This is a genomic window from Vreelandella sp. F11 (assembly GCF_042466685.1).
Taxonomy (GTDB): domain Bacteria; phylum Pseudomonadota; class Gammaproteobacteria; order Pseudomonadales; family Halomonadaceae; genus Vreelandella.
The window spans coordinates 483,498-505,942 of sequence record NZ_CP170448.1; the positions used below are offsets into that span (position 1 = coordinate 483,498).

Annotated in this window: 21 protein-coding genes and 1 tRNA gene; 13 read left to right on the top strand and 9 right to left on the bottom strand. The window is 55.7% G+C overall.

The window, feature by feature from the left end:
- Window positions 1–285: 285 nt before the first annotated feature.
- From ACFIOZ_RS02220 to ACFIOZ_RS02230, 3 genes are read right to left on the bottom strand one after another with little or no spacing between them, the layout of a single operon-like run.
- Window positions 286–1,236 carry a TraI domain-containing protein gene (locus ACFIOZ_RS02220; RefSeq protein WP_386081964.1) on the bottom strand — a complete coding sequence of 317 codons (951 nt, stop codon included), beginning with the start codon at window positions 1,234–1,236 and terminating at the stop codon, window positions 286–288.
- Window positions 1,223–2,443 carry a tyrosine-type recombinase/integrase gene (locus ACFIOZ_RS02225; RefSeq protein WP_386081965.1) on the bottom strand — a complete coding sequence of 407 codons (1,221 nt, stop codon included), beginning with the start codon at window positions 2,441–2,443 and terminating at the stop codon, window positions 1,223–1,225. The genes ACFIOZ_RS02220 and ACFIOZ_RS02225 overlap by 14 nt, the downstream gene beginning before the upstream one ends.
- On the bottom strand, window positions 2,436–2,675 hold the full coding sequence (locus ACFIOZ_RS02230) for a hypothetical protein (protein ID WP_386081966.1): 240 nt from the start codon (window positions 2,673–2,675) through the stop codon (window positions 2,436–2,438). The genes ACFIOZ_RS02225 and ACFIOZ_RS02230 overlap by 8 nt, the downstream gene beginning before the upstream one ends.
- Before the next feature lie 125 nt (window positions 2,676–2,800).
- Between ACFIOZ_RS02230 and ACFIOZ_RS02235 the strand changes: the two genes are divergently transcribed.
- The gene (locus tag ACFIOZ_RS02235; protein WP_386081968.1) at window positions 2,801–3,052 is read left to right on the top strand and encodes a helix-turn-helix domain-containing protein; all 252 of its coding nucleotides are present in this window, start codon (window positions 2,801–2,803) and stop codon (window positions 3,050–3,052) included.
- A 192-nt stretch (window positions 3,053–3,244) separates the two neighbouring features.
- Here ACFIOZ_RS02235 and ACFIOZ_RS02240 read toward each other — a convergent pair.
- Window positions 3,245–3,321 (bottom strand) — tRNA-Met (locus ACFIOZ_RS02240).
- Window positions 3,322–3,592: 271 nt separating this feature from the next.
- On the opposite strand from ACFIOZ_RS02240, the gene phbB reads away from it, so the two are divergent.
- The gene (gene phbB, locus ACFIOZ_RS02245) at window positions 3,593–4,339 is read left to right on the top strand and encodes an acetoacetyl-CoA reductase (protein WP_088698736.1); all 747 of its coding nucleotides are present in this window, start codon (window positions 3,593–3,595) and stop codon (window positions 4,337–4,339) included.
- A gap of 61 nt (window positions 4,340–4,400) precedes the next feature.
- On the opposite strand, the gene ACFIOZ_RS02250 is transcribed toward phbB, so the two are convergent.
- Window positions 4,401–7,217 (bottom strand): DUF349 domain-containing protein, encoded by a 2,817-nt coding sequence (locus ACFIOZ_RS02250; protein WP_386081971.1) that lies wholly within the window; start codon window positions 7,215–7,217, stop codon window positions 4,401–4,403.
- 246 nt (window positions 7,218–7,463) lie between these two features.
- Between ACFIOZ_RS02250 and minC the strand changes: the two genes are divergently transcribed.
- The 4 genes from minC to sbcB all read left to right on the top strand — a co-directional run bounded on the left by minC (window position 7,464) and on the right by sbcB (window position 11,022).
- On the top strand, window positions 7,464–8,210 hold the full coding sequence (gene minC / locus ACFIOZ_RS02255; RefSeq protein WP_230804222.1) for a septum site-determining protein MinC: 747 nt from the start codon (window positions 7,464–7,466) through the stop codon (window positions 8,208–8,210).
- Between the two features lie 157 nt (window positions 8,211–8,367).
- Entirely contained in the window at window positions 8,368–9,186 is an 819-nt protein-coding gene (minD, locus tag ACFIOZ_RS02260) for a septum site-determining protein MinD (protein WP_230804220.1), read from the top strand.
- On the top strand, window positions 9,183–9,434 hold the full coding sequence (gene minE / locus ACFIOZ_RS02265; RefSeq protein WP_230804218.1) for a cell division topological specificity factor MinE: 252 nt from the start codon (window positions 9,183–9,185) through the stop codon (window positions 9,432–9,434). Before minD ends, minE begins: the two co-directional genes overlap by 4 nt.
- A gap of 94 nt (window positions 9,435–9,528) precedes the next feature.
- On the top strand, window positions 9,529–11,022 hold the full coding sequence (gene sbcB, locus ACFIOZ_RS02270; RefSeq protein ID WP_386081974.1) for an exodeoxyribonuclease I: 1,494 nt from the start codon (window positions 9,529–9,531) through the stop codon (window positions 11,020–11,022).
- A gap of 28 nt (window positions 11,023–11,050) precedes the next feature.
- On the opposite strand, the gene ACFIOZ_RS02275 is transcribed toward sbcB, so the two are convergent.
- Both ACFIOZ_RS02275 and ACFIOZ_RS02280 read right to left on the bottom strand, forming a co-directional pair.
- Entirely contained in the window at window positions 11,051–13,909 is a 2,859-nt protein-coding gene (locus tag ACFIOZ_RS02275; protein WP_386081976.1) for an insulinase family protein, read from the bottom strand.
- The gene (locus ACFIOZ_RS02280; RefSeq protein WP_386081977.1) at window positions 13,909–14,595 is read right to left on the bottom strand and encodes an SOS response-associated peptidase; all 687 of its coding nucleotides are present in this window, start codon (window positions 14,593–14,595) and stop codon (window positions 13,909–13,911) included. Before ACFIOZ_RS02280 ends, ACFIOZ_RS02275 begins: the two co-directional genes overlap by 1 nt.
- Before the next feature lie 215 nt (window positions 14,596–14,810).
- Here ACFIOZ_RS02280 and ACFIOZ_RS02285 point away from each other — a divergent pair, with 215 nt between their 5' ends.
- Both ACFIOZ_RS02285 and ACFIOZ_RS02290 read left to right on the top strand, forming a co-directional pair.
- Window positions 14,811–15,425 carry a TetR/AcrR family transcriptional regulator gene (locus ACFIOZ_RS02285; protein WP_230804210.1) on the top strand — a complete coding sequence of 205 codons (615 nt, stop codon included), beginning with the start codon at window positions 14,811–14,813 and terminating at the stop codon, window positions 15,423–15,425.
- Window positions 15,422–16,087, top strand: a complete 666-nt coding sequence (locus ACFIOZ_RS02290; RefSeq protein WP_230804208.1) for a 1-acyl-sn-glycerol-3-phosphate acyltransferase — start codon at window positions 15,422–15,424, stop codon at window positions 16,085–16,087. Before ACFIOZ_RS02285 ends, ACFIOZ_RS02290 begins: the two co-directional genes overlap by 4 nt.
- A gap of 8 nt (window positions 16,088–16,095) precedes the next feature.
- Here the strand turns inward: ACFIOZ_RS02290 and ACFIOZ_RS02295 are convergent, their stop codons facing one another.
- Both ACFIOZ_RS02295 and ACFIOZ_RS02300 read right to left on the bottom strand, forming a co-directional pair.
- Window positions 16,096–17,370, bottom strand: a complete 1,275-nt coding sequence (locus ACFIOZ_RS02295) for an HlyC/CorC family transporter (protein ID WP_386081980.1) — start codon at window positions 17,368–17,370, stop codon at window positions 16,096–16,098.
- Between the two features lie 89 nt (window positions 17,371–17,459).
- Entirely contained in the window at window positions 17,460–18,257 is a 798-nt protein-coding gene (locus ACFIOZ_RS02300; RefSeq protein ID WP_230804204.1) for a cytochrome C assembly family protein, read from the bottom strand.
- Window positions 18,258–18,525: 268 nt separating this feature from the next.
- On the opposite strand from ACFIOZ_RS02300, the gene ffh reads away from it, so the two are divergent.
- The 5 genes from ffh (at window position 18,526) to rplS (ending at window position 22,437) form a co-directional block, all read left to right on the top strand.
- Window positions 18,526–19,947 (top strand): signal recognition particle protein, encoded by a 1,422-nt coding sequence (gene ffh, locus ACFIOZ_RS02305; RefSeq protein ID WP_386081982.1) that lies wholly within the window; start codon window positions 18,526–18,528, stop codon window positions 19,945–19,947.
- A gap of 258 nt (window positions 19,948–20,205) precedes the next feature.
- Window positions 20,206–20,454 carry a 30S ribosomal protein S16 gene (rpsP, locus tag ACFIOZ_RS02310; RefSeq protein WP_007111767.1) on the top strand — a complete coding sequence of 83 codons (249 nt, stop codon included), beginning with the start codon at window positions 20,206–20,208 and terminating at the stop codon, window positions 20,452–20,454.
- Window positions 20,455–20,529: 75 nt separating this feature from the next.
- Window positions 20,530–21,075: a ribosome maturation factor RimM gene (rimM, locus tag ACFIOZ_RS02315; RefSeq protein ID WP_386081984.1), complete on the top strand. Its 546-nt coding sequence runs from the start codon at window positions 20,530–20,532 to the stop codon at window positions 21,073–21,075.
- A gap of 101 nt (window positions 21,076–21,176) precedes the next feature.
- Window positions 21,177–21,938, top strand: a complete 762-nt coding sequence (gene trmD / locus ACFIOZ_RS02320) for a tRNA (guanosine(37)-N1)-methyltransferase TrmD (RefSeq protein WP_386083977.1) — start codon at window positions 21,177–21,179, stop codon at window positions 21,936–21,938.
- A 142-nt stretch (window positions 21,939–22,080) separates the two neighbouring features.
- Complete coding sequence (rplS, locus tag ACFIOZ_RS02325) at window positions 22,081–22,437, top strand: 50S ribosomal protein L19 (RefSeq protein ID WP_008958726.1); 357 nt, start codon at window positions 22,081–22,083, stop codon at window positions 22,435–22,437.
- The last annotated feature ends 8 nt before the right edge of the window (window positions 22,438–22,445 follow it).

Below are 22,445 nucleotides of genomic sequence, written 5' to 3' on the forward strand. Positions count from 1 at the left end.
TCATGAGCATTCACCTAAGAAAACCTGGGCTGGGGTTAGGTATCCCAGCCGCTTTCTTGATCTATCGTTTAGCTCATTGACAACACTGAGTCGCCTCTGGATTCGTAGACACCACTTGGGGTTTGAAGAGGTTGCCTGACTGGTCAATTTGAGTTCTGGGTAAGGATCTTTCATTCAGTAAGGTGGCATTCCATCAGCTTTCGCTAGACCACCCAGATAGAACGCACAAAAAAGCCGCTAAGCGAAACTTCAGGCGGCATTAGAATGGTTTCATGCGTGGTGCTATTACGTCTGTAAGGTTGATACCTCGGGTCGCCAAAAAATGTTTTGGCCAAGACGGCTGAAGCCCCAGTGGCTTTTGGTACGAAATGCTCGCACTTGGTTATCGGCCATTGCACTTTGCCCGTCGGCATCACGGATATAACGAGCGAGTGTTATGGCGGCTTTCTGGCCGTAGCGTGCACCCGGTGAGGCGCATGTCCAAATATGCCGCAGCATGATGGCAAGGTCAGACGCGTGCTTATCCAAATACGCCAGCCCATAGGCGCAGGCTTCCAATGTAAAGGCATCGTGGCTGCAAAGCTTCCAGGCGGCGTTTGGTTTGCCTTTAGAATCGTAGGTATAGGTCTTGCCAATATCGTGTAACAACCCGGCCACAAAACACGTTTCTTGCATCAAGCGCGACATGGCGGGCTCGTTAAGACGCAGCATTGCCACGGCATTGTTAGCGACATTCAACGAATGCTCTAGCAAGCCGCCCGGGTAGGCATGGTGATAATTGACGCTGGCCGGCGCATTCAAAAAAGCTTCAAGACGATCCTTGCGTTCCAGTACCCGCGTCAAAAACGCCCGGAGGTGCTCTGATTGAAGAGACTGCACGGTCGTGACTAACTGATCAAATACCGCTGGTACTGGGCAATACACCCGCGGCAACGAGTGCAGTGTATTAAGCGAAATTACTTCCTCTCGGGTCGCCTTGCGAAACTCATCAAGTAAAAACTGGCCTGATAAGCACTTCACCCCAGAGGCGGTGACAAAATCCAAATGACCGATGCGCTCAGGTATAAGCGTTTTGTTCAGGTTGAGCATCGCGACTTGATCCCCCGCGCAATCGCTCAGCCGCAGTTTTAAGAAGGGCGTTTTCACGTTATCAAACTCCGCCACACGCCCAGTAAGGCGGTAAGTGCCCGTGAAGGTGCGAGACAGGTGAGTAGGGATGTTATCAAGCCGTTTCATGACGCTGCTCCTTCTGGGGCTTAGTGGGCGTGGTGTTGCCGAGTAAACGCTCAAAGGCGGAGCCATCCATACGGGTGGCATTAGGGACGTAACGTGAATAGACCTTGAACAGCATCTCGGTTGAACTGTGGCCCAGCATTCGAGCCACCCATTCTGGGTTTTCTCCAGAAGCCAAAAAGAGTGTCGCAGCAGTATGGCGCGTTTGATAAGGACGGCGTTTGGTTAGACCAAGAGACTTGAGCAAGGGATACCACACGCGCTTCGTCACGTTATTGTGGTCAAGCGGCTGCCCCAGCTGATTGCAGAACACGTACTTACTCATATGTCCAGTGGCGGCGTACTGCGTTTTTAGCGCATCGTATACCTGCCCAAACATGGGGATTTCACGCTGCGATCCATCGGTCTTGGTGTATTCCGTTTCGCCATTGATCAATGTTTCGCGTACTAAGATTTCACGCTTAGCAAAATCAATGTTTTTCCACTTCAACCCATCGACTTCGCCGGTGCGCATGCCCGTAAAAAAGCGCACGGTGTAATAGTTGCAATAGTCTGGGCGGACGTTGTCGATGATGCGTTGCACCTCGTGTAGCGAAAACGGCTCAATATGCGTCTTCTGCAGCTTTAACGGCTTAATATTTTTGTACGGCGTCTCATAATCGAAACGCTCGGCCGCCTCATCAAGCACCATACGCAAAATGGACATATGGCTGTTGATCGTCTTTGGAGATACCAGTCCCGTAGCACCGCGGCCCTTGCGTTTAGCCAGCTTGGCGCGAAACGCCAGGATGTCGGCCTTGGTGATATCGCCGATGGGCTTTTTCCCAAACGCGGGCTTCAGTGAGCTATCCAAGATCGAGTTCACATTGCGCACATGAGAAGCACGCCACTGGATTTTGCTCTCGTCGAACCACTGATCAGAAAAATCGTTGAAGAGGGGTGTGTCTAAATCGCTGACTACTTGAGGCTCAGCTGTATTGGTAGGCTGATGGGTCTTCAGTTTCTGCAAATTGCTGCTGTTGGGAAAGAATTCTGCATAATTGAATTCGCCGAGCAGCATTTTTGCTTCCATGCGCTGTAAAAGCTGTTCCAGCTGTTTACGATTTTTTGCGTTATCGTCAAGCAGGGTCTGCTCGCGAAAGCGCTGGCCGTCAAATCGAAAGTCGATAAAAAGCTTTTTGCTCTCTTGGCGGACGCGAACCTTACCCATGGCATACGCCTCCGTTCGCCATTGGAATGGCGATAGCTTGCTCACGAGGGGTCGCTTTCAGCATTTCTTCCTGAATAGTTTCCCAGATATAAAGGATTTTCCGACGCCCAAAGGGGCGGATGTAATGAGTGCCTTCAATGAGCACACTATCTTTGAGTTGCTGGCGGATAGTACGCGCATCGTATTTGATAAGCGATGCTAGCTCTTCCGTTGTCAAAAAAGTGCAGTCCATGAGACTATCTCCTCGATCAAGTGATCATTTGATAATATTTTTAATCGTTCGATTATAAATATAAACGATCAAATGATTATTTCAACACTTTTTTGATAATTTTAATGATCATATTGGATAAATAGATGATTCGGTATCACTTAAAAGAGCTGATTGCGGAGAAGGAATTTGAAGAACGGCGCAGGATTACGATAGGCGAGATAGCTAAAGAAACGGGTATTAATCGGATGACGTTGTCTAAGATCATCAACCATCCAGGGCATAGTACGGTGACGGATAACCTAGATAAGCTCTGCTACTACTTTGATTGTGAGATCGAGCAGCTGGTGACTCATATCAAGGAGGCTAAAGATGAATCTGCGCCTTTGTCCGACTAAGAACGTAGTATGGAAATTAATGGTGGGGTAGGAATTTGTCGTCAGGTGCCTGAAGGTCACGCAAATTTTTGAACGTCAGTTGCAATGAAAATATTGGGCACGGTGTGGGCACAATATGGGCACAGAGGTATTTGAAATTGCGGGCAACAAAAAAGGCAGATCAGTAAGTTACTGATCTGCCTTTCGAAATATTGGTAGCGGGGACCGGATTTGAACCGATGACCTTCGGGTTATGAGCCCGACGAGCTACCAGACTGCTCCACCCCGCATCAACGTGTGGCGTATTCTACAGAAGTTTTAGATGAAGTCAATAGGGGGATTAACACGTTTGGCTTATAGCCGTTGATTATGACCTGCGGCAACATGGGGTAAGTGCAGCTATGCTTTAAGTAGCCATAACAAAAAGCTTACGTTGGTGCATTTTTTACGCAAATAATGCACTAGGGTAATACAGGCGCAGTCGCGCTTATTCACAATGGCTTGCGACATAACGTGCATGTTTTGAGATCCAAGCCATTTGTCATATCAGGGAGGTAGTCAATGGCCAATCAAGCCCCCGTCGCCTGGGTAACTGGTGGAACTGGTGGTATCGGTACGGCAATTTGTCGTTCGTTGGCAGATGCGGGATATCTGGTCGTGGCGGGTTATCGCAACCCCGACAAGGCCAAAACCTGGCTAGAAACGCAGCATGCCGACGGCTACAACAATATCGAATTGTCAGGTGTCGACCTTTCTGACCACAACGCCTGCCTGGAAGGTGCCCGCGAAATCCACGACAAGTATGGCCCGATTAGTGTGCTGGTGAACTGTGCGGGTATCACCCGTGACGGCACCATGAAAAAAATGTCCTACGAGCAGTGGTACGAAGTGCTCGACACCAACCTCAACAGCGTATTTAACACCTGTCGTAGCGTCATTGAGATGATGCTTGAGAGTGGCTATGGCCGGATTATCAATATTTCATCCATTAATGGCCGTAAAGGCCAGTTTGGTCAGGTTAACTACGCGGCGGCGAAAGCCGGTATGCATGGTTTGACCATGTCGTTGGCACAGGAAACAGCGACCAAAGGAATTACCGTCAATACCGTATCACCTGGCTATATCGCCACCGATATGATCATGAATATCCCCGAAAAAGTACGCGAGGCAATCCGGGAAACCATTCCAGTGAAGCGCTATGGCACGCCAGAGGAGATTGGCCGATTGGTCACCTTCTTAGCCGATAAGGAGTCAGGTTTTATCACCGGTGCAAACATCGACATCAACGGTGGTCAGTTCATGGGGTAGTCGTTAGCCCAATAGGAGAGCGTAAACGGGAGGCTATAAGCCTCCCGTTTTCTTGCTAACGCTATGGCAGTGGTACTCGTGCCAGTCGGCTGAGCAGGTTATCCAACTCTTCTACTTCAGCATCCCATAGCGTGGCTGGCATTGGCCCTAGCGCCAATAGTGCCACCAGGATGTCGATCACTTCTTGATCACGGCTGCGCTCTTGATTGAAGCCTTCATTCAAACGTTCTACCTGAATCGCCAGGCGCAGTGGCTCATCACTCTGTCGCACGCTACCCACGGCCAGCATCGAGAGGTGCACTCTTAGCCTAGCAAGGGAGTCGGCGATGCGGGCGTGCTCAGCGTCTGATAGCGGTACTGCTACGCTATGGCGCTGTTGATTGCGTACGTTATGTGACTGATTGAAAGCGCTAGGCAGTGAAGTGTCGAGAACCGTTTGCGCGTCCACATCACTGGGAGACCCCTCGCTGAGATAGCGTTGGTCGGCGGCCAGGTGAGCGTTCACTAATGGCATAATCGCATGCCACTGTTGCACCGTGTCGGCGACCGCTAGACGGTTTAGGCGTTCTCGGCGTGCACGCACAATGCCGCTCATCCGCTTCTGCATGCCTTCGCTGCGTCGATTGCGGGGCAGTGGCTCGAGCTGGTTGGCCTGCTCGATAAAGCGCTCCAGTGTGGCCGACTCGCCCGCCTCCAGTGGCTGCCAACTATCCATTTCATCGATGAGCGTCTGCATCTGATCAAGCTGCTGTTGCTGGCGCGCTGCCTGCTCATTTTTATGTGCATCGCGTTGGGCAAAAAGTTGATCACACTCGTGGCGAAAGGTTTTCCACAGCGTTTGCTCTTCGCCCTTTGGGGCTCGGCCTAGCGCACGCCACTGCTGCTGTAACTGTTTGGTCAGGTGGATGCGCTGGGCCAGCGGCTGGCTGTCGTCGCTACGCAGTGCACTTACTTGACTGATCAGTTCGCGCTTTTTTGAGGCGATCGTTTCAGCGCGCTGATCAATCAACGCCTGTAGCTGATGGCGAATAGTGCCAAAGCGCCGCCCAACGGCCTCTGAGCCCTCGCGAGGAACGGGGCTGTAGTGCCGCCACTGGTGGCGTGCTTTATCGCGAATTTGCCGGAGTACATCGGGGTCGGCATCTTCTGCTGGCTGAGCCAGCAGAGTCTCTAGCTGGTCGCATAGCGCTTCCCGGGCTTTCAGGTTGTTCTCGCGCTCTTTACTGAGCTGATCCCGCCAAGGGGCAAGACGTTCATGGATACGATCCGAAGCGCTACGGAAACGAGCAGACTGTTCGCGGTTGGCCGCCGCATCGCCCAGTGATTTCCACTCTTTGACCAACTGGCGATGGTGGCGGTCAAGCGCTTCTTCCGCCATGTAGAGATCGTTAGCCAATGCTTCGATGCTCGCGCATAGCTGCTCGCGCTTGGGCCCGGCGACAAACCCTCGCCAGTCGCGTAATTCCGCGAGCCGGGCGGCTAAGTGCTTTAAGCGCGTTTTGAGCGGTTGAGCGGCTGAGCTCTCCAGGGCTTCAATGCGCGGTTTTAGGCGCTGATGCAGGCGGCTGGCGCTTTTAAAGGCGCCGCGCTCTAGCAAGTGCTCAAAGGTATCGAGTTCCGCGCCATGGGCCTCCAGGGTGGTGCTGCCCTCTGTAGGTTGCGAGGGGGCGGTGCTGTCAGCATTACACGCAGCCAGAGCGCGGCCGAGCAGTGCCGGGGGGGTTAAGGTGTCTGGCCACTGGCAGTCGCTAATCAAGGTGGACAGGGTCGCATGGTCGCCACTGGCCAGGGCGGTTTCGATGGGCGCGCTTACCGCGCACCAGCGCTGCCATGCCTCTAAGCACTGGTCGTAGTGCTGAATCGCCAGCGTGTAGCGCTGGCGCATGGTCTCGCTGGGCGGGTGGATATCGGAAAGCGCCTGCCAGCGTTGGCCGAGTAGCTGACGCTGGGCGCGCAGGCTGTCGACATCCTGTACGGTCATGGCGGAAGCGTGGCGCAAGCCGTCAAGGGTCTCTTCTATGCCTTCAAGCAGCTGCTCTCGGGTGTTTTCAGCTTCTTCACGGCGCTCGTCGCTCTGCTGGCGAGCCTGCTCCTGGGTCTCGTGGTCGTGAAGCGTTTTGCGGCAATTGAGTACGGCTTGATGAAAGCGCTGCTCCTGTTCCACGCTGGGCGGCTGGGTCAACTGCTCCCACTGCCGTTCAAGGTGGCGAAAACGGCCACCGTAAAGGGGCTCCCAGGGCGCACGGGCATGCTGCTCTAGCTGATGCAAAAGTGTTTCGCGCTGCTGCTCTTCCGCTTCCAGCCACTGGGCGTCGCTGCGCAAGCGGTTGAGGCGTTCCCGGGCCAGGCGAACCACCTGCCGGTCTCGGCGTGCCTCTTTCAGCAACCGTTTTAGTCCCTCTTCATCTTCTATGCGCTCAGCCGCCTGATGGCGAACGGCGGCCACCCCATTGTGACAAGCTTGACGAATCAGCTCATCCTCGTCGCTCAGCTTACTCAGTGCGGCCAAACGTAGATTAAGATTGTCCCCCTGCAGGGCTACCGCACTCAGTACCCGCGGCTCATCCATCTGTTCAACCAGTGTCTGGCGCTGGTTCAGGTCGGTATGGCCTTCACGCCCACTAAGCCGTTGGCAAACCGCATTGAACCAGGTTTCCTCCTGCTGATGGTGGGGGTACGCGTTGACCAAGCCTACGCAGTCATCCAGAGCCAACAGAGCGGCAAGGCGAATCTGGCTATCGCTATCTTGAGTGAGCGACTGCAGCGCTTGACGCTGCTCCGCTTGCTCGGGGTTCAGTCGTTGGAGGGCCTGACGGCGCACCTCGGGGTCAGGGTGTTGCCACCGAGGTGCGAACAGGCGTCTTAACAGTCCGTGCATGGATCATCCTGCGATTATGAAATGCGTAGCATGAAAAAAACGGCTCGGTGGTTGCAGTCACCGGCGCTGTCGCTTAGCTTGGCGTTGCTATTGCTGTCTTGTAATAAGCATGGTGTGATAAACGTCTATTTTCTAGGCCACACTGCTTCTAGATCACACTGTTTTTAGACTACAGTGTTTCTAGACGACGAAATGCGTGATAGTACGCTACCTTAATCTTATATGAACATGACGGGGAGTTCGGCCATGAGCCTTAACGTGGATAGTGCCGTAGTGGCCTTTACCTTCAAAGGCGGCATGCTGCCGATGACCGTCATGGAGCTAAGTAGTGCTGACCCGGAGCAAATCCGGCAGCAGTTGGCTGGTAAGTTTTCCCAGTCCCCTGCTTTCTTTCAGCATACACCGGTTGTGCTCAGCGTGGAAAAACTCGATGAACCCCACTTAGCCCTTGAGCGCATTTGTGCCGTGTGCCGTGACCATAAGCTGTTGCCGGTCGCCGTGCGCGGTGGTACTGAGCCTGTTCGCCAATCGGCTTGGGCGCTGGGGTTGGGTTGGTTTCCGCCGGTGGCTGAAGGGCGTGCGCGGGTGCTCGAAAGTGTCGGTAGCTCGCCGGTGCAAGAGGTCGCCCGTGAGGAGCCCGTGAGCGAGTCCGAAGCGCCAACGCTGGCCACGCGGCTCTATCGCGGTACCGTTCGCTCTGGCCAGCAAGTGAGCGCCTCTGATGGTGATTTAGTGGTCATCGGGGCGGTGAATGCCGGGGCGGAAGTGCTGGCTGCCGGCAGTATTCATGTCTACGGTGCACTACGAGGCCGGGCACTGGCAGGTATTCATGGTAATACCCAGGCGGGTATTTATTGCCGCGAACTGGAGGCTGAGCTGCTTTCAGTGGCCGGCAATTATAAACGTTCGGAAGATATCGACGCACAGCTTCTGGGGTGTCCCGCAGAAGTTCACTTTACAAAAGAACAGCTTGAAATTAAGCCACTGGGCTAAGGTATTTGTATGAGGCTGCGTTGGTGCTTCATGCCTAGCGACGCCGAAGACGCTATCCGTTACAGTATGGCATGTTGATGACATTGACGTTCCCGTTATGCGCTGAGCGCCAACTGACTCGCGCTCGCGACGAACGACTTCAAGAAGGAAGTGACTCTTGGCCAAGATAATTGTAGTGACCTCCGGTAAAGGGGGGGTCGGTAAAACCACTAGCGCGGCAGCCATCTCCACAGGGCTTGCGCTGCGCGGTAAAAAAACAGTCGTCATTGATTTTGATGTGGGCCTGCGTAATCTCGACCTGATCATGGGCTGCGAACGACGCGTGGTGTATGACTTAGTCAACGTGATTCAAGGCGAAGCGGGTCTGAATCAGGCGCTGATTCGCGACAAGCGGGTTGAGAATTTGTTCATTCTGCCAGCTTCCCAGACCCGCGATAAAGATGCCCTGACCCAAGAGGGCGTTGCAGAGATTTTGGAGAAGCTGAAAGAGGATTTCGACTTCATTCTTTGTGATTCACCCGCCGGTATCGAACGCGGTGCGCAGTTGGCCATGTACTTCGCCGACGAGGCGATTGTGGTCACCAACCCTGAGGTTTCATCGGTGCGTGACTCTGACCGTATTTTGGGGCTGTTGGCCTCGAAAACCCGGCGTGCAGAGCAGGGCAATGACCCTATCAAAGAGCACCTGCTGGTGACCCGCTATAACCCCGAGCGCGTGACCTCCGGCGATATGCTGACACTCGACGATATTCGTGAAATTTTGGCGATTAACTTATTGGGCTTGATTCCTGAGTCTGAGGCCGTGCTGCGTGCTTCCAACCAGGGCGTGCCCGTTACCCACGATATCTCCAGCGACGCGGGCCAAGCTTATAGCGATACGGTATCGCGCCTGCTCGGAGAAGACATGCCTTTGCGTTTCCATGAAATGCAACGCAAAGGCCTGCTCAGTCGTATGTTTGGGGGGGCGCGCCGATGAAATTACTTGAGTTCTTGAAGCGTGAGCGCAGGAAATCCGCCTCGGTCGCCAAAGAACGTTTGCAAATTATTGTCGCGCATCAGCGTAGCCAACGCGGTCAGCCCGACTATATGCCGATGCTTGAGCGCGAACTGCTTGAGGTGATCCGCCGCTACGTGCACGTGGATGACGACGCCATTCAAATTTCTATGGACAGCGAAGACAACTGCTCTGTGTTGGAGCTGAACGTTACGCTTCCAAAGAGCTGAGCTCTTTAGCTGAGTTCAGGAACTGAAGACGGGGCGAAAGGGGCGGCGGGTGTGCTAGGCTTGGGCTTTTAACTGCCCAGCGGAGTGATTGTTCATGGCGCCACCCAATGCTGCCCCTACCAGTTTTCTATGGCACGACTATGAAACCTTCGGGGCGGATCCGCGTCGTGACCGGCCTGCACAATTTGCAGCCCTGCGCACGGATGCCGATCTGAACGAGATTGGCGAACCGATCGAACTCTACTGCAAGCCCGCCGATGATTACTTGCCTCATCCTGCCGCCTGTTTGATCACCGGTATTACCCCTCAAAAAGCTCAGCGCCATGGTCTTCCCGAAGCAGAGTTCGCGGGCGAGATTCAGCGCCATATGAGTGAGCCGGGTACCTGCGTGGTGGGTTACAACAGCCTGCGTTTTGATGATGAAGTCTCCCGCCATCTGTTTTACCGCAATTTACTCGATCCTTATGCCCGCGAGTGGCAAAACGGCAATTCCCGCTGGGATTTGATCGACATTGTGCGCGCCTTTTATGCGCTGCGCCCGGATGGCATTGAGTGGCCGCAGCGCGAAGACGGCGCGCCCAGCTTCAAGCTAGAGCACTTAACCGCAGCAAACGGTATTGCCCATGAGGGTGCCCATGATGCGGTAGCCGATGTGCGCGCCACGATCGCCTTGGCCCGCTTACTTAAAACGCGCAATGCCAAGCTGTTCGACTATCTGCTTGGTCTGCGTGGTAAGCGTGCGGTGGCCAAGCAGCTTGACTTGCCCAACGCCAAGCCGCTGCTGCATATCTCCCGCCGCTATCCTGCCAGCCGGGGCTGCAGTGCCCTGGTGATGCCGCTGGCCGAACATCCGACAAACCCTAATGGGGTGATTGTTTACGATTTGAGCGTTGATCCCAGCGATATGCTTAGCATGTCGGCGGAGCAGATTCGTGAGCGGGTATTCGTCAGCCAGCAGGATTTGGCTGAAGGTGAAGCACGTATTCCGTTGAAGGTGATCCATATTAACCGTTGCCCGGTGGTGTTCCCCGCAACTGCTTTAAAAGACGTTGAGGGGCCGCAAAAGGGGGAGTATGGCATTATCGTTGCGCGCTTAGGCCTGGATGTGGCGGCCTGTCGGCAGCACTGGAAAACCCTGCGCGATGCCAGCGGTGTTGCCGCTAAGGTCGCCGAGGTGTTTAGCGCTGGTTACGACGACGCCCCGCAAGACCCTGATCTAATGCTCTATTCGGGCAGCTTTTTCTCCGCCGCTGACCGTCAGCAGATGGAGCGGGTGCGGGAGATGGAGCCGTGGGATCTGGTAGGACAGCGCTTTGCGTTTCAGGATCCGCGTTTGGAAGAGATGCTGTTTCGCTTTCGTGCGCGCAGTTACCCCGATACGTTGGAGGGCGAAGAGCGCGAGCAGTGGGAGGCGTTTCGCTGGATGCGGATCAATGACCCGGCCTTGGCGGGCTTTACGCTTAAGGCGTTTGCGCGGGAAATCGAGCAGTACAATCAGCAAACCCTCACTGATCGCGAGCGGCAGATTCTGGAAGAGCTGGTGATGTTCGTGGAGGCGATGATGCCGGCCCAGGCGTTTGATGCCTGAGCCGGTGCCGATGGTCTAATAGCGCTGTTTATTCACGCACTTTAGGCAGCGCTGAGCGTGCTTCCCGATAAGTACTGACATCGCTGGGTTCGTCGCCTGGGTTAAAGCGTATGTCCAGGGTGTGCTCGCGCAGCGATGGCCAGAGAGCCTTAATATCCTCAAGGCTAACGTTCAGCACTAGCTCGGCCAACTTATCACGGCGGTCAAAGCGAACGTCTTCAAGCGCCGTGGCTTGCCAATAGCGGTTAGCCATGCCTGAAAGGCTGGTATCGCGCTGGCGTAATTGGTCGTGAACCGCCTGGCGATAAGGCACTAAGTCATCGTCGCTAAGTTGCTCAAGACGTTGGTTCGCCTCGTCAAGAAACGCATCCATACGCTCGGCAATGGTGCCGCTGTCTACGTCGGGGGATTGCACCATAAGGGCAATGCCTGGTGCTTCGAGCAGCGGTGAATAACCTGCGTTGACGATGTAGCCGAGCTGCTGCTCGGTGCGCAGCTGCTGGTAGAACGGTGTTTCCAGCCACTGGGCGATCACAGCAGTGGTGGCTTGCTCCTCTGGGGTCTGGTCGCGACCTTGCAAATAGCGCAGTACCAAGGACTCATCCCGCGTGCTGTGAGGGTGTAGTACGCGGTGCTCATCACTGGCCGCAAGGGGCGTTAAGTTAGCAATGGCGTCGCGGGTTAGTCGTGGCTTGAGCTTGGCGCGCATCAGCTGAGTTTGCTCACGGGCCAGGTCAGCATCCAGGTTGCCCACTGCCATAGCATCGACGTACAGGTCATCTAGAAAGCGTTGACGAAAATCTTCCAGGTGGCCACGGTCAAAGCGCTCGCTGGCAGCGAGAAGTTCAGCGGTAGACCATTGTGGTGTGAGCAAAGCTTCGCCCAGCGTGCGGCTAGCCTGACCGTAGAGCGACGCTTGGGGCGCGTTACGCCACTCCCGCTGTAGCTGATAACGCACGCGCTCGAAAGCACTGTCGGTGATTTCTGCGTGCGCTAACTGCTCAAGGGCTTGTTCAATCAGTGGGGTTTGGCCATCACGCCAGCCCGAGAACGATAGTGTCATGCCCCTGGCGTGGGGGTAGGCGCTAAATGATTGCCCTGCCAGCCACGCTGGGTAGAGGGACTCATTCAAACTGTCGTTGAGCCAACTGGCGAGCAGCCGAGTGAGCACTGCTTCATGGGCGGAGTAGCTGGCGGTGGGGCTTTGTAGGCTAACCCGCCACTCAACTTTGGGAGTATTAAAGCGCTCATCCTGCATATGCCAGGCGCTAAACGATGGCGTATCGACCAGCAGACTGGGGCGCTCATCCTGGCCCTCTAACAACGTTAAGTCACTGGCAATAAAGGGGTTCGGGCCGGGAAGGGATAAGCCACCAAGCGCCTGACCCGGTTGATCGGGTGTTTGCTCTTTCCATTGGGTATTGAACCACGGTGAAACGGTGTCGCTTTCCACATCCGGCGCGGAGTAGAAGCGCAGCATGTTATCCGGCGTTAGCGCGTCAAGATAAACCTGCTGGCGCTCTGCATCGGGGCCATCCATACGGTAGGCTGCGTACTGCACGTCCTCTACCGGGTAGCGCGAAAGGCTCATCGAGAGCCGTGTGGCTTCCTGCTGCGGTGCGCCATGCTGCTGGAAGCGGAAGGCTTGCTCATTGAGGTCTGCCTGTTCCTGGTAGCGCCACTCAGATAGGCCATCGTTGCGTAGTTGCTCAATGGCGGCAAACAGGGTGGCTTCAATATCGTCCAGGCGTTCGGCGCCTGCGGGCGTCAGGCTGATGGAGATAGTGAATAGCGCTTCGTTGCCATCGCCGCGACCCACACCGGCGGAAAGTCCATCGGCCAGTCCAGCATCGCGCAGTACCGCTAACAGGCTGCCTTCACCTTCATCGCCAAGCAGGTGGGCGATTACCTGGGTCGGTTTGGTACGGTAGTCGTCAGTGGGGTCAGGCACTGGGAAGTAGAAGCGTAATTGACGACGATCCTGCAGGGACTGGCGCTCGATATAGCGGGGGAGTGTGTCTGAATCAACCAGCGGTGCGTCAATCGTTGGCACGCTTACGTCGTTGTCGGGAATGTCGGCAAAGCGTTCGGCGACCCACTCCTCCAGCGTATCGAGCGGCTGAGGCGCTACAATTGCCAAGTTCATCACATTGGCATCGTAGTGCTGATGATAGAAGTCGATCACCCGCTCGCGTAGCGTTGCTTCGCCTTCAGGTGGGCTGGCTAAGGTTTCCCGGCTACCCACGGCAAAACCGGTGGTGGGGTTATCAGGGTTGAGCAACTGATTGAGTACATCGTTTTCGCGCCGGGACTCATCACGAATACGCGCCATGTACTCCGAGTGAACGATATTGCGCTCACTCTCCAGGTGGTCGGCGTTAAACAGCGGTGAGAGGAAAAATTCGCTGAAACGGTCAAGGGCGCCTGGCAGCGCTGACGGCTCAATATCGAAGAAGTAGTTGGTATCCTGCTGCGCCGTAAAGGCGTTATGGGAACCCGCATTATTGGAAATATAGCGTTGGTAGGCATCCGATTCCGGGTAGGGTTCGGTGCCTAAAAACAGCATATGCTCCAGAAAATGCGCTAACCCCTGGAGGTCGTCGGGATCTTGGGCGCTGCCGACACGCACATTCATTGAGGCTGCTGCCTTGTCAGCTTCCGGGTCGCTGACAAGCAACACATTGAGGCCATTTTCAAGGGTCAGTACGCGGTAGTCGCGGCTGTCATAAGGGCTAATGATTGGGGTGACAGTTTCGGCAATGGCGTCGGCAACGTCATCATCGTTATCAGCCAAAGCGGTGGGGGACACCGCGAGGCTGGCAATGATGCCAAACAGTGCGCACTGGGGGAAAAGTGGCCAGCGGATTAAGCTTGAGGATCGCAACATTACAGCTCCTGTGACACAGTCCAACGTAGCATCGACCCGTTGGGATGGGCGCAGGCCGATGACTGGTAGGCGGGATTATTGACATGTTTAGATACCGGAAAAGCGCCCAACAGTTCCAACGGAGCGGGTGCTAACAGCGCATTAAGCGTTTCGGTATCGGTGTCGGGGTTGAGCCAGGCGTCTAGCGCATGGCTGGGAATGGTGACCGGCAAGCGGTCGGTTAACGGTGATAACAGTAGATTGGCGGGCACGGTGATCAGTGCCGCTGAATCGCTGAATGCCGTTAACGTGGTGTGGTAGCGGCACCATAGGGCGCCCAACAGCAGCGGCGCGCGGGATACCTGGGTGACTAAATAGGGCTGCTTGCTGCGCGGCTGGGTTTTCCATACATAGAAACCGCTCACCGGAATAACGCAGCGGCGCGCGCTAAAGGCATCGCGAAACATCGCTCGTGATTCAAGAGTTTCGGCCCGAGCGCAGTGGGGCGCGTGATCCAGCACCTCCAGCCAGGGTGGTGTCAGACCCCAAAAAAGCGACGAAAGCCGGTATTCGCCCTGCTCTAGTCGAATTGCCGAGATTGGCCGTCGGGGGGCTAGGTTAGGCGACTCAACCAGGGGTTCGACGTTGACTAGCGTGGGCAGTAAACGGGTTAGTGGTAAATTTTGCACATGCAGTCGCCCCGTCATACCTATCTCCTACTCATTAAGATCTTCCCGGAAATTAAGCAAAGTGTCGAGGAAGTGTAACTGGATAGCGGGGGACTTCGCGCAATAAAGCGCGAAATGGTGTGTTTTAGTGTCGAAAACAGTGTTCGATGTAAGGTATCCTATCGTATCCCTTGCTCCCGCTAAAGCGCAGTGAGGCACTCCTTCTTGTTTGCCGTTGACCTTAAGAGATCGCCATGGCCCGTCCTAGACAGCATGCGCCCGATGCCCTCCACGCGCAGGTCATGCACGCTTGTGATGAGTGGTTGGCTGAGCAGCCAGTCCATGGCCTTTCACTGCGTGCTTTGGCTAGAGAGGTCGGCTGCGCCCCCAGCACCCTACTGAAGCTATATGGCAGCTTCAATAACTTATTGCAGCACGTCAATGTGGAAACATTGGCACGCTTACAGCACACCATTACCAGCTTGGTCGATGATGACCCTGAGCCATGGCTGCGCTCCCTGGCGCGTGCCTATTGGCGGTTCGCCGAGCAGGATTGTTACCGCTGGCAGTTGCTGTTCGATTACCCGCTGGCCCAGGAGGGTGAGCTTGATCAGCGCCAAAGCGATTTGATCGAAGCGCTATTTACCCAAGTGGAGGCCTCGCTTAAAGCCTACCAGCCCGCGCTGGATGATCTCGAAGCCCGCCGTTTGGGGCGCACGCTGTGGGGTAGCGTTCACGGCTTGGTTCAGCTAGGGCTTAATGAACGATTGGGCTACTGGCAGGGCCAGCAGTTGAAAGTGGATGAATTGTTGGATCAACTGATGAGCACCATTCTGGCTGGCTTACGTCACCGTGAGGCGTCGACGTGACTTGGTGGGTCAATGCGGCTCGCCAGGTACTACGCTGGCTGATTTTTGTCTCGATGCGCCTCTGCTACCGGCTACAGGTGCATGGGCGTGAGCATATCCCCAAGCAGGGCGCTGCGTTGGTGGTGTGTAATCACGTCAGTTTTATGGATGCCCTGGTGCTCGGTGGCGCTAGCCCCCGGCCGCTGCGTTTTGTTATGGATCAGCCGATCTTCGACTCACCCTGGCTTAAGTGGTGGTTTCAGTTGGTCGGTGCCATTCCCATTGAGTCTGAGCGGCGCAGCCCCGGCGCCCTCAGGCGTGCCCTGGATGACGTGAGCACAGCGCTGCGCCAGGGGCAGGTCGTGATGGTATTTCCTGAAGGGCGACTGACTCCGGATGGCGAAATTCACGCCTTTCGGCGCGGTTTGGAAGCCATTCTCGCTCGGGATGATGTGCCGGTGATACCCGCTGGGCTGGCAGGCTTATGGGGGTCGTGGACATCCCACCATAACGGCAAAGCACTCAAAAAGTGCCCAAGGCGCTTTCGGGCGCCGGTGAGCCTACACTTTGGGCCTCCACTCAACCGCCTGGACGCCGATGATATAGCGCTGCGGCGGTTTTTAGAAGCGCGGGTCAGGGCCTTAAAAGCGGCGGCTGATCAGGAGCTATCCCGCCGCCGTTAGCTCGCTTGCTAGCGGCGAGCCGCCCGCTGCTTTTGCCAGCAGCGCGCAGAGGTGATGAGGTTGTCGCGAATCTCCAAAATCTCCATGCGCATATTGCCAATTTGCAGACACGCAGGCCCTTCCGGAAAGGCTTCCAGATGCTCAAGGATTAGTCCGTTGAGCGTCTTGGGGCCATCGGTCGGCAACTGCCAGCCGAGCATCTTGTTAATCTCGCGGATGTTGGCAGTGCCTTCAATCACATGACTGCCATCGTCCTGTTGATGAATCTCTTCATCCTCAGAGACATCGGTAGTGAATTCACCCACGATCTCTTCCAGAATATCTTCCAGAGTGACGAGACCCTCTACGTCGCCATACTCATCCACCACAATGCCGATACGCCGCTTCTGCTTCTGAAAGTTGAGCAGCTGGGTATGGAGCGGTGTGGATTCAGGAATGAAGTAGGGTTCGCGAGCCTCCTGCACAATCGACGCTTTGGTGACTTCGTCTCGGGAGAGAAAACGAGCCGCGTTGCGTAGATGCAGCATGCCGATAATATTATTGATGTCGCCCTTATAAACCGGTAACCGGGTATGCTGGCTGGTACGAATCTGGGTCAAAATATCTTCGAGAGAGTCATCCAGGTCGATACCCAGCACCTCGTGGCGGGGCACCATAATGTCGTTCACGGTGACATTCTCAAGGTCAAGGATCGATAGCAGCATCGCTCGGTGGCGGTAGGGGATCAGCGTGCCCGCCTCGTGAACCACCGTGCGCAGCTCATCGCGAGTCAGGCTATCCCCGCCATTATCAACGCTTTTAACGCCCACCAGTCGGAGCAAGCCGTTAGACATCACGTTAACTAGCCATACCAGCGGGTAAAGTAGCTTCAGCAACGGCTCAAGGGCGAAGGAGGTCGGGTAAGCGATCCGCTCAGGTTTAATCGCGGCGTAGGTTTTTGGCGTTACTTCGGCAAAAATAAGAATCGTGATGGTCAGAAGGGCGGTAGAGATGGCCGGCCCAGATACGTCGCCGAAGAAGTGAATGGCGATAATAGTGGCAATGGAGGCCGCCAGGTTGTTAACGAAGTTGTTGCCGATCAGGATAACGCCGATAAGGCGGTCTGGGCGGGTGAGCAGGCGCATGACCCGTTTGGCTCTGCGGTCACCGCTGTTGGCTTGATGGCTCAAGCGGTAGCGGTTAATCGACATCATGCCGGTTTCAGAGCTGGAGAAAAACGCAGAAAGCAGTATCAGTAAGGCTAGCAGGCCGAACAGTAACCCCAGGGGGAAGTCGTCGCTCAAGTCGAAAAGTCCTTTGTGGCGGATTAGGCTCGATTTGTAGAAGGTAGCGAGTGGTGTGTCAAGACAACCAAAGGCGTGAACACACCCCGTCAGCGGTTGAGTAACACCTCAAGCACGAACTTGCTGCCAAAGTAGGCCAGTACCAGCAGGCCGCAGCCGCCCAGTGTCCAGCGTACGGCACGCATGCCGCGCCAGCCAAAGCGATAACGGCCAATCAGAAGCGTAGTAAAGATTATCCAAGCGAGCAGTGACAGCACGGTTTTATGCGCCAAATGCTGGGCAAAGAAGTTGTCTAAGAAAATAAGTCCGCTGGCGATGGAGAGCGTCAGCAAAATGATGCCAGCCCACACCAGTTCAAACAGCACTCGTTCCATGGTGGTGAGCGGTGGGAGCGACTGCACAATGCCACGGATGTGGTGGTGGCGCAGTGCCTGGTTCTGTAGGCCGACCAGCACTGCTTGAACAGCGGCGATAGCCAGCACGGCAAATGCCAACGCTGAACTTATCGCATGCAATAAAATGCCCGGTGTCAGTCCGGTGTGGCCGCCTTGATTGGGTAGCCAAGTGGCAGCGAGTAGCGCAATACCCGCCAGTGGAAACAGCGCAATGCCCGCGTTCAGTACCGGTTTAAACAGGCTGGCTACCAGCACAACATTGACTGCCACCGCCATCAGCAGCGTGGCGCTAGTGGTAAAGCCAGGCAGCAGGCCAGGCGATTGGCCGACTAGTTTGACCACCACAGGGATGTGCAGCAGTAAGCCCAGTACGGCGAGCAGGCGTACCATGCCCTGGCGAGGCGGCACGCGCCGGAACAGCGTCATGCCCTGCCAAATGGCAGCGGCAACATAAAGAACAAAAGCAATCGTGGCGAAAGGGAGCGCCTGCATGATGCTATCCGTGCGCCTTGCAGCGCGTTGCTGTGAATAAATAAACGAATTAAGTGTGATTACGACGAGAATCTATCCAGCTACTATAACGAATCCAAGCGGCGTCGCCCAGCAGAGCAAACGCATGAAAATAGCTAAAGACTCGGAGTAAGTAAGTGGGATTGCTAATCCTCTCCCATGGAGACTCAAAGCGTGAGCGCGTATAATCTTTTTACTAATTAGTCCAGGGCGTGCGCGCCGACGGCAGTGACGGAGGCAGAGAGGCCCCATGTTCCAGAATCTAAGTGAGCGTCTTTCCCAGACGTTGAAGTCGATTAAGGGTCAGGCTCGCCTGACCGACGACAACATTAAAGATACCCTGCGCGAAGTACGCCGCGCACTGCTTGAGGCCGACGTAGCACTCCCGGTCATCAAGGCGTTTATCGAGCGTGTACGCGAGCGGGCGGTAGGCCAGGAAGTATCCAAAAGCCTGTCACCAGGCCAGCAGTTCGTCAAAATCGTCCAGCAAGAGCTGGAAGCGATCATGGGCGAAGCCAACGACGGCTTTGTGCTTAAAGGCTCCCCTGCCGTTGTATTGATGGCCGGCTTACAGGGTGCGGGTAAAACCACCTCGGTGGCCAAGCTGGCCCGCTACCTACGCGAGCGCGAGAAGAAGAAAGTCTTGGTAGTGTCCGCCGACGTTTATCGTCCGGCAGCCATCGACCAGCTCGAAACCCTGGCTAAAGAAGTCGAAGTGGACTTTTTTCCTTCGCGCTCTGACCAGCAGCCGGTGGCGATTGCCGAAGCGGCCATCAAGCACGCCAAGATCCAGTTTCACGATGTGGTGTTGATTGATACCGCCGGTCGTCTGGCGATTGACGAAGCCATGATGGCGGAGATCCAGGCGCTGCATAAAGCGGTCTCGCCTCAGGAAACGCTGTTTGTCGTCGATGCCATGACCGGCCAGGATGCCGCCAATACCGCCAAGGCGTTCAGCGAAGCGCTGCCGCTAACCGGTGTGATCCTGACCAAAGCGGACGGTGATGCCCGCGGCGGTGCGGCGCTATCAGTACGCCACATTACCGGCAAGCCGATCAAATTTATGGGCGTCGGTGAAAAAGTCGATGCCCTCGAGCCGTTCCACCCAGACCGTGTTGCCTCGCGAATCCTGGGGATGGGCGACATGCTGTCGCTGATCGAGGAAGCCGAACGCACCGTCGATAAGTCCAAAGCCGAGAAGTTGGCTAAAAAGGTCAAGAAGGGTGACGGATTTGACCTGGAAGATTTTCGCGACCAGCTCCAGCAGCTCAAAAAAATGGGCGGTATGGGCGGTCTGATGGGCAAGTTGCCGGGGATGGGGCAGATGGCCGAGATGGCCCAAGGCCCCGGCCCTGAGAAAGAGCTGGGTAAGCTGGAGGCGCTGATTAACTCCATGACCCCTAAAGAGCGCCGCAAGCCCGACATCATTAATGGTTCGCGCAAACGCCGCATTGCTGCTGGCGCCGGCCTACAAGTGCCTGACCTGAACCGTCTGCTCAAGCAGCATAAGCAGATGCAGAAGATGATGAAGAAAGCAGGGCAGAAAGGCGGCATGCAGAAAATGATGCGCGGTATGTCCGGCATGATGGGCGGCGGCGGTGGCCCGGGCGGTCCTGGGGGGATGGGCGGTCCCGGCGGTATGGGTGGCCCTGGTGGATTGCCGCGGCGCTAAAATACCAATAGTGAAAGCGCTGATGCGCTGGCTAAGGTTGACGGTCTATGAGTTTTCTGGCTATCAGGCTTTCCAAGCCGAGCGCATTTGCGTAGAATGCGGCCTCTTCATGCGTGGGTGTTGCGTAAAAGCGCGTCAATCGCGGTAGCAGCGCCACTCAATGAAGGCCTTTATATAGCCTATAGCACGACGAGTGTTCCGATAGCGGTTAGCGCTAACAACGCACTCTCGTAACCTCAACCGAAGGATAGTTATCGTATGGTTACCATTCGTTTGGCCCGTGGTGGCGCCAAGAAGCGTCCCTTTTACCACCTGACCGTTACCGACTCGCGTAACGCTCGCGACGGTCGTTTCATCGAGCGTATCGGCTTCTTCAACCCGGTTGCCCGTGGTCAAGAAGAGCGTCTGCGCGTTGACCTAGACCGCGTTGTTCACTGGCAGAGCCAAGGCGCCCAGCTGTCTGGTCGTGTTGCTGAGCTGGTTAAAGAAGCACGCAAACAGGCCTAAGCCTGCCTTTGGGTCTTGTTGTTTGAGACTTGTTGCGTGAGAAAGAGAGTGAGTGCTGGGTAGCTGAGGTCGTCGATGACGCGTTTTGAAAGTAGCCAAACTGACGACACACATGTGGTGCTAGGCAAGCTGACTAGCCCTTATGGGGTGAAAGGTTGGCTCAAGGTGTACTCCTACACTAGCCCAATGGACAGCATTCTTGAGTACCCGGAATGGTGGGTGCGCCAAGGCGAAACCCTAAAGCGCATAAGCATTGTTCAGGGGCGTCGGCAGGGCAAGGGAATTGTAGTGCAGCTTGAAGGGGTCGATGACCGTAGTGCGGCGGAAGCATTAGCCCAAACGGACATCCTGATGCCCAAAGAGGCGCTGCCTGAGCTTTCCGACGATGAGTATTATTGGCATGAGCTTGAAGGCATGGCGGTCTTCACTCAGGCTGGCGAACGGCTAGGACAGGTCAGCTACCTGTTTGAAACCGGCGCCAACGATGTCATGGTGGTTCGCGGCGACTCTGAGTCAATCGACAAGCGCGAGCGCCTGCTGCCTTTTTTGCCAGATGACGTCATTGTTGAAATCAGTTCCCAAGAGGGCCGGATGGTCGTCGATTGGGATCCTGAGTTTTGACCGAACTTATGAACAGTTTGAGCAGTGATGCAGCTACCGACTCACCAGAGCTGGATAGTGGCAACGTGCCGGAAACGGCGGGCGAAGCAGCAGTGCCTGCGATGTGGATCGGTGTCGTGTCGTTGTTTCCCGAGATGTTTGACGCGTTAACGCAACAGGGCGTGGTCGGCAGAGCGGTAGAGAAACAGCGTATTGCACTGGAGTTTTGGAATCCGCGGGATTACGCCACTGACCGCCACCGCAGCGTCGATGACCGCCCCTACGGTGGTGGTCCAGGCATGTTGATGAAAGTCGACACCCTGCGCGCAGCGATCTTTGCGGCCCGGGATCGGGCGCAGCAAGCCACTGGCTTAAAGCCGACGGTGATCTACCTTTCGCCCCAGGGGCGTAAGCTGGATCAGCAGGGCGTTCAAGCACTGGCATCCGCCGGGCCTTTAGTGGTCGTGGCAGGGCGCTATGAAGGCATTGATGAACGCGTGGTGGAGAGTGACATCGATGAAGAGTGGTCGATTGGTGACTATGTGCTGAGCGGCGGTGAGCTGCCGGCGATGGTGCTGATCGATGCAGCGGCAAGGCTGATTCCCGGTGTACTGGGTCATCAGGATTCCGCTATCGAAGACTCGTTTAATGACGGTCTGTTAGACTGCCCGCACTATACCCGTCCAGAAGTCATCGACGGGCGACAAGTGCCGGATGTGCTGTTAAGCGGTAATCATGCAGCCATCAAGCGCTGGCGATTAAAGCAGTCATTAGGCCGTACATGGCAGCGTCGTCCGGACTTATTGGAAGGGCGGCCGTTAGACGCCGAACAGCGCAAGCTGTTGAACGAGTTTATCGAGGAACACGCTCTGTCCACTCATTAGGCCAGAGCGGCGGTGCAGGGCGAAAAAGCGCACCTGTGTCACCCATAACGACTCCCGCGTAGCTCGTTTCGAGCGCCGGGATCACGGCTTCCGCCACCCATGATAGAGCGGTCAAGCCAACACGTTATTCAGGAGTATGATGATGAGCAGCAAAAGCAAAGTGATCCAGGCGATCGAATCTGAGCAAATGGGCAAGGAAATTCCTGCCTTTGCCCCCGGCGACACCATTGTCGTTCAGGTAAAAGTAAAAGAAGGCACTCGCGAGCGTCTGCAGGCGTTTGAAGGTGTGGTCATTGGTAAGCGTAACCGTGGCCTGAACTCCGCTTTCACCGTGCGTAAGATTTCTCACGGCGTTGGCGTTGAGCGTACCTTCCAGACCTACAGCCCGCTGGTTGACTCGATCGAAGTCAAGCGTCGTGGTGACGTGCGTCAAGCCAAGCTTTACTACCTGCGCGAGCGCAGCGGTCGTTCTGCACGTATCAAGGAAAAGCTGGCTTAAACGCCACT

Coding starts and splice junctions, on each gene's coding strand:
- ACFIOZ_RS02220 (WP_386081964.1), bottom strand. CDS start 1,236: ATGAAACGGCTTGATAACATCCCTACTCACCTGTCTCGCACCTTCACG.
- ACFIOZ_RS02275 (WP_386081976.1), bottom strand. CDS start 13,909: ATGTTGCGATCCTCAAGCTTAATCCGCTGGCCACTTTTCCCCCAGTGC.
- ACFIOZ_RS02280 (WP_386081977.1), bottom strand. CDS start 14,595: ATGACGGGGCGACTGCATGTGCAAAATTTACCACTAACCCGTTTACTG.
- sbcB (WP_386081974.1), top strand. CDS start 9,529: ATGGCGCCACCCAATGCTGCCCCTACCAGTTTTCTATGGCACGACTAT.
- trmD (WP_386083977.1), top strand. CDS start 21,177: ATGTGGATCGGTGTCGTGTCGTTGTTTCCCGAGATGTTTGACGCGTTA.
- ACFIOZ_RS02225 (WP_386081965.1), bottom strand. CDS start 2,443: ATGGGTAAGGTTCGCGTCCGCCAAGAGAGCAAAAAGCTTTTTATCGAC.
- rpsP (WP_007111767.1), top strand. CDS start 20,206: ATGGTTACCATTCGTTTGGCCCGTGGTGGCGCCAAGAAGCGTCCCTTT.
- minE (WP_230804218.1), top strand. CDS start 9,183: ATGAAATTACTTGAGTTCTTGAAGCGTGAGCGCAGGAAATCCGCCTCG.
- rimM (WP_386081984.1), top strand. CDS start 20,530: ATGACGCGTTTTGAAAGTAGCCAAACTGACGACACACATGTGGTGCTA.
- rplS (WP_008958726.1), top strand. CDS start 22,081: ATGAGCAGCAAAAGCAAAGTGATCCAGGCGATCGAATCTGAGCAAATG.
- ffh (WP_386081982.1), top strand. CDS start 18,526: ATGTTCCAGAATCTAAGTGAGCGTCTTTCCCAGACGTTGAAGTCGATT.
- phbB (WP_088698736.1), top strand. CDS start 3,593: ATGGCCAATCAAGCCCCCGTCGCCTGGGTAACTGGTGGAACTGGTGGT.
- ACFIOZ_RS02300 (WP_230804204.1), bottom strand. CDS start 18,257: ATGCAGGCGCTCCCTTTCGCCACGATTGCTTTTGTTCTTTATGTTGCC.
- ACFIOZ_RS02250 (WP_386081971.1), bottom strand. CDS start 7,217: ATGCACGGACTGTTAAGACGCCTGTTCGCACCTCGGTGGCAACACCCT.
- ACFIOZ_RS02235 (WP_386081968.1), top strand. CDS start 2,801: ATGATTCGGTATCACTTAAAAGAGCTGATTGCGGAGAAGGAATTTGAA.
- ACFIOZ_RS02230 (WP_386081966.1), bottom strand. CDS start 2,675: ATGGACTGCACTTTTTTGACAACGGAAGAGCTAGCATCGCTTATCAAA.
- ACFIOZ_RS02285 (WP_230804210.1), top strand. CDS start 14,811: ATGGCCCGTCCTAGACAGCATGCGCCCGATGCCCTCCACGCGCAGGTC.
- minC (WP_230804222.1), top strand. CDS start 7,464: ATGAGCCTTAACGTGGATAGTGCCGTAGTGGCCTTTACCTTCAAAGGC.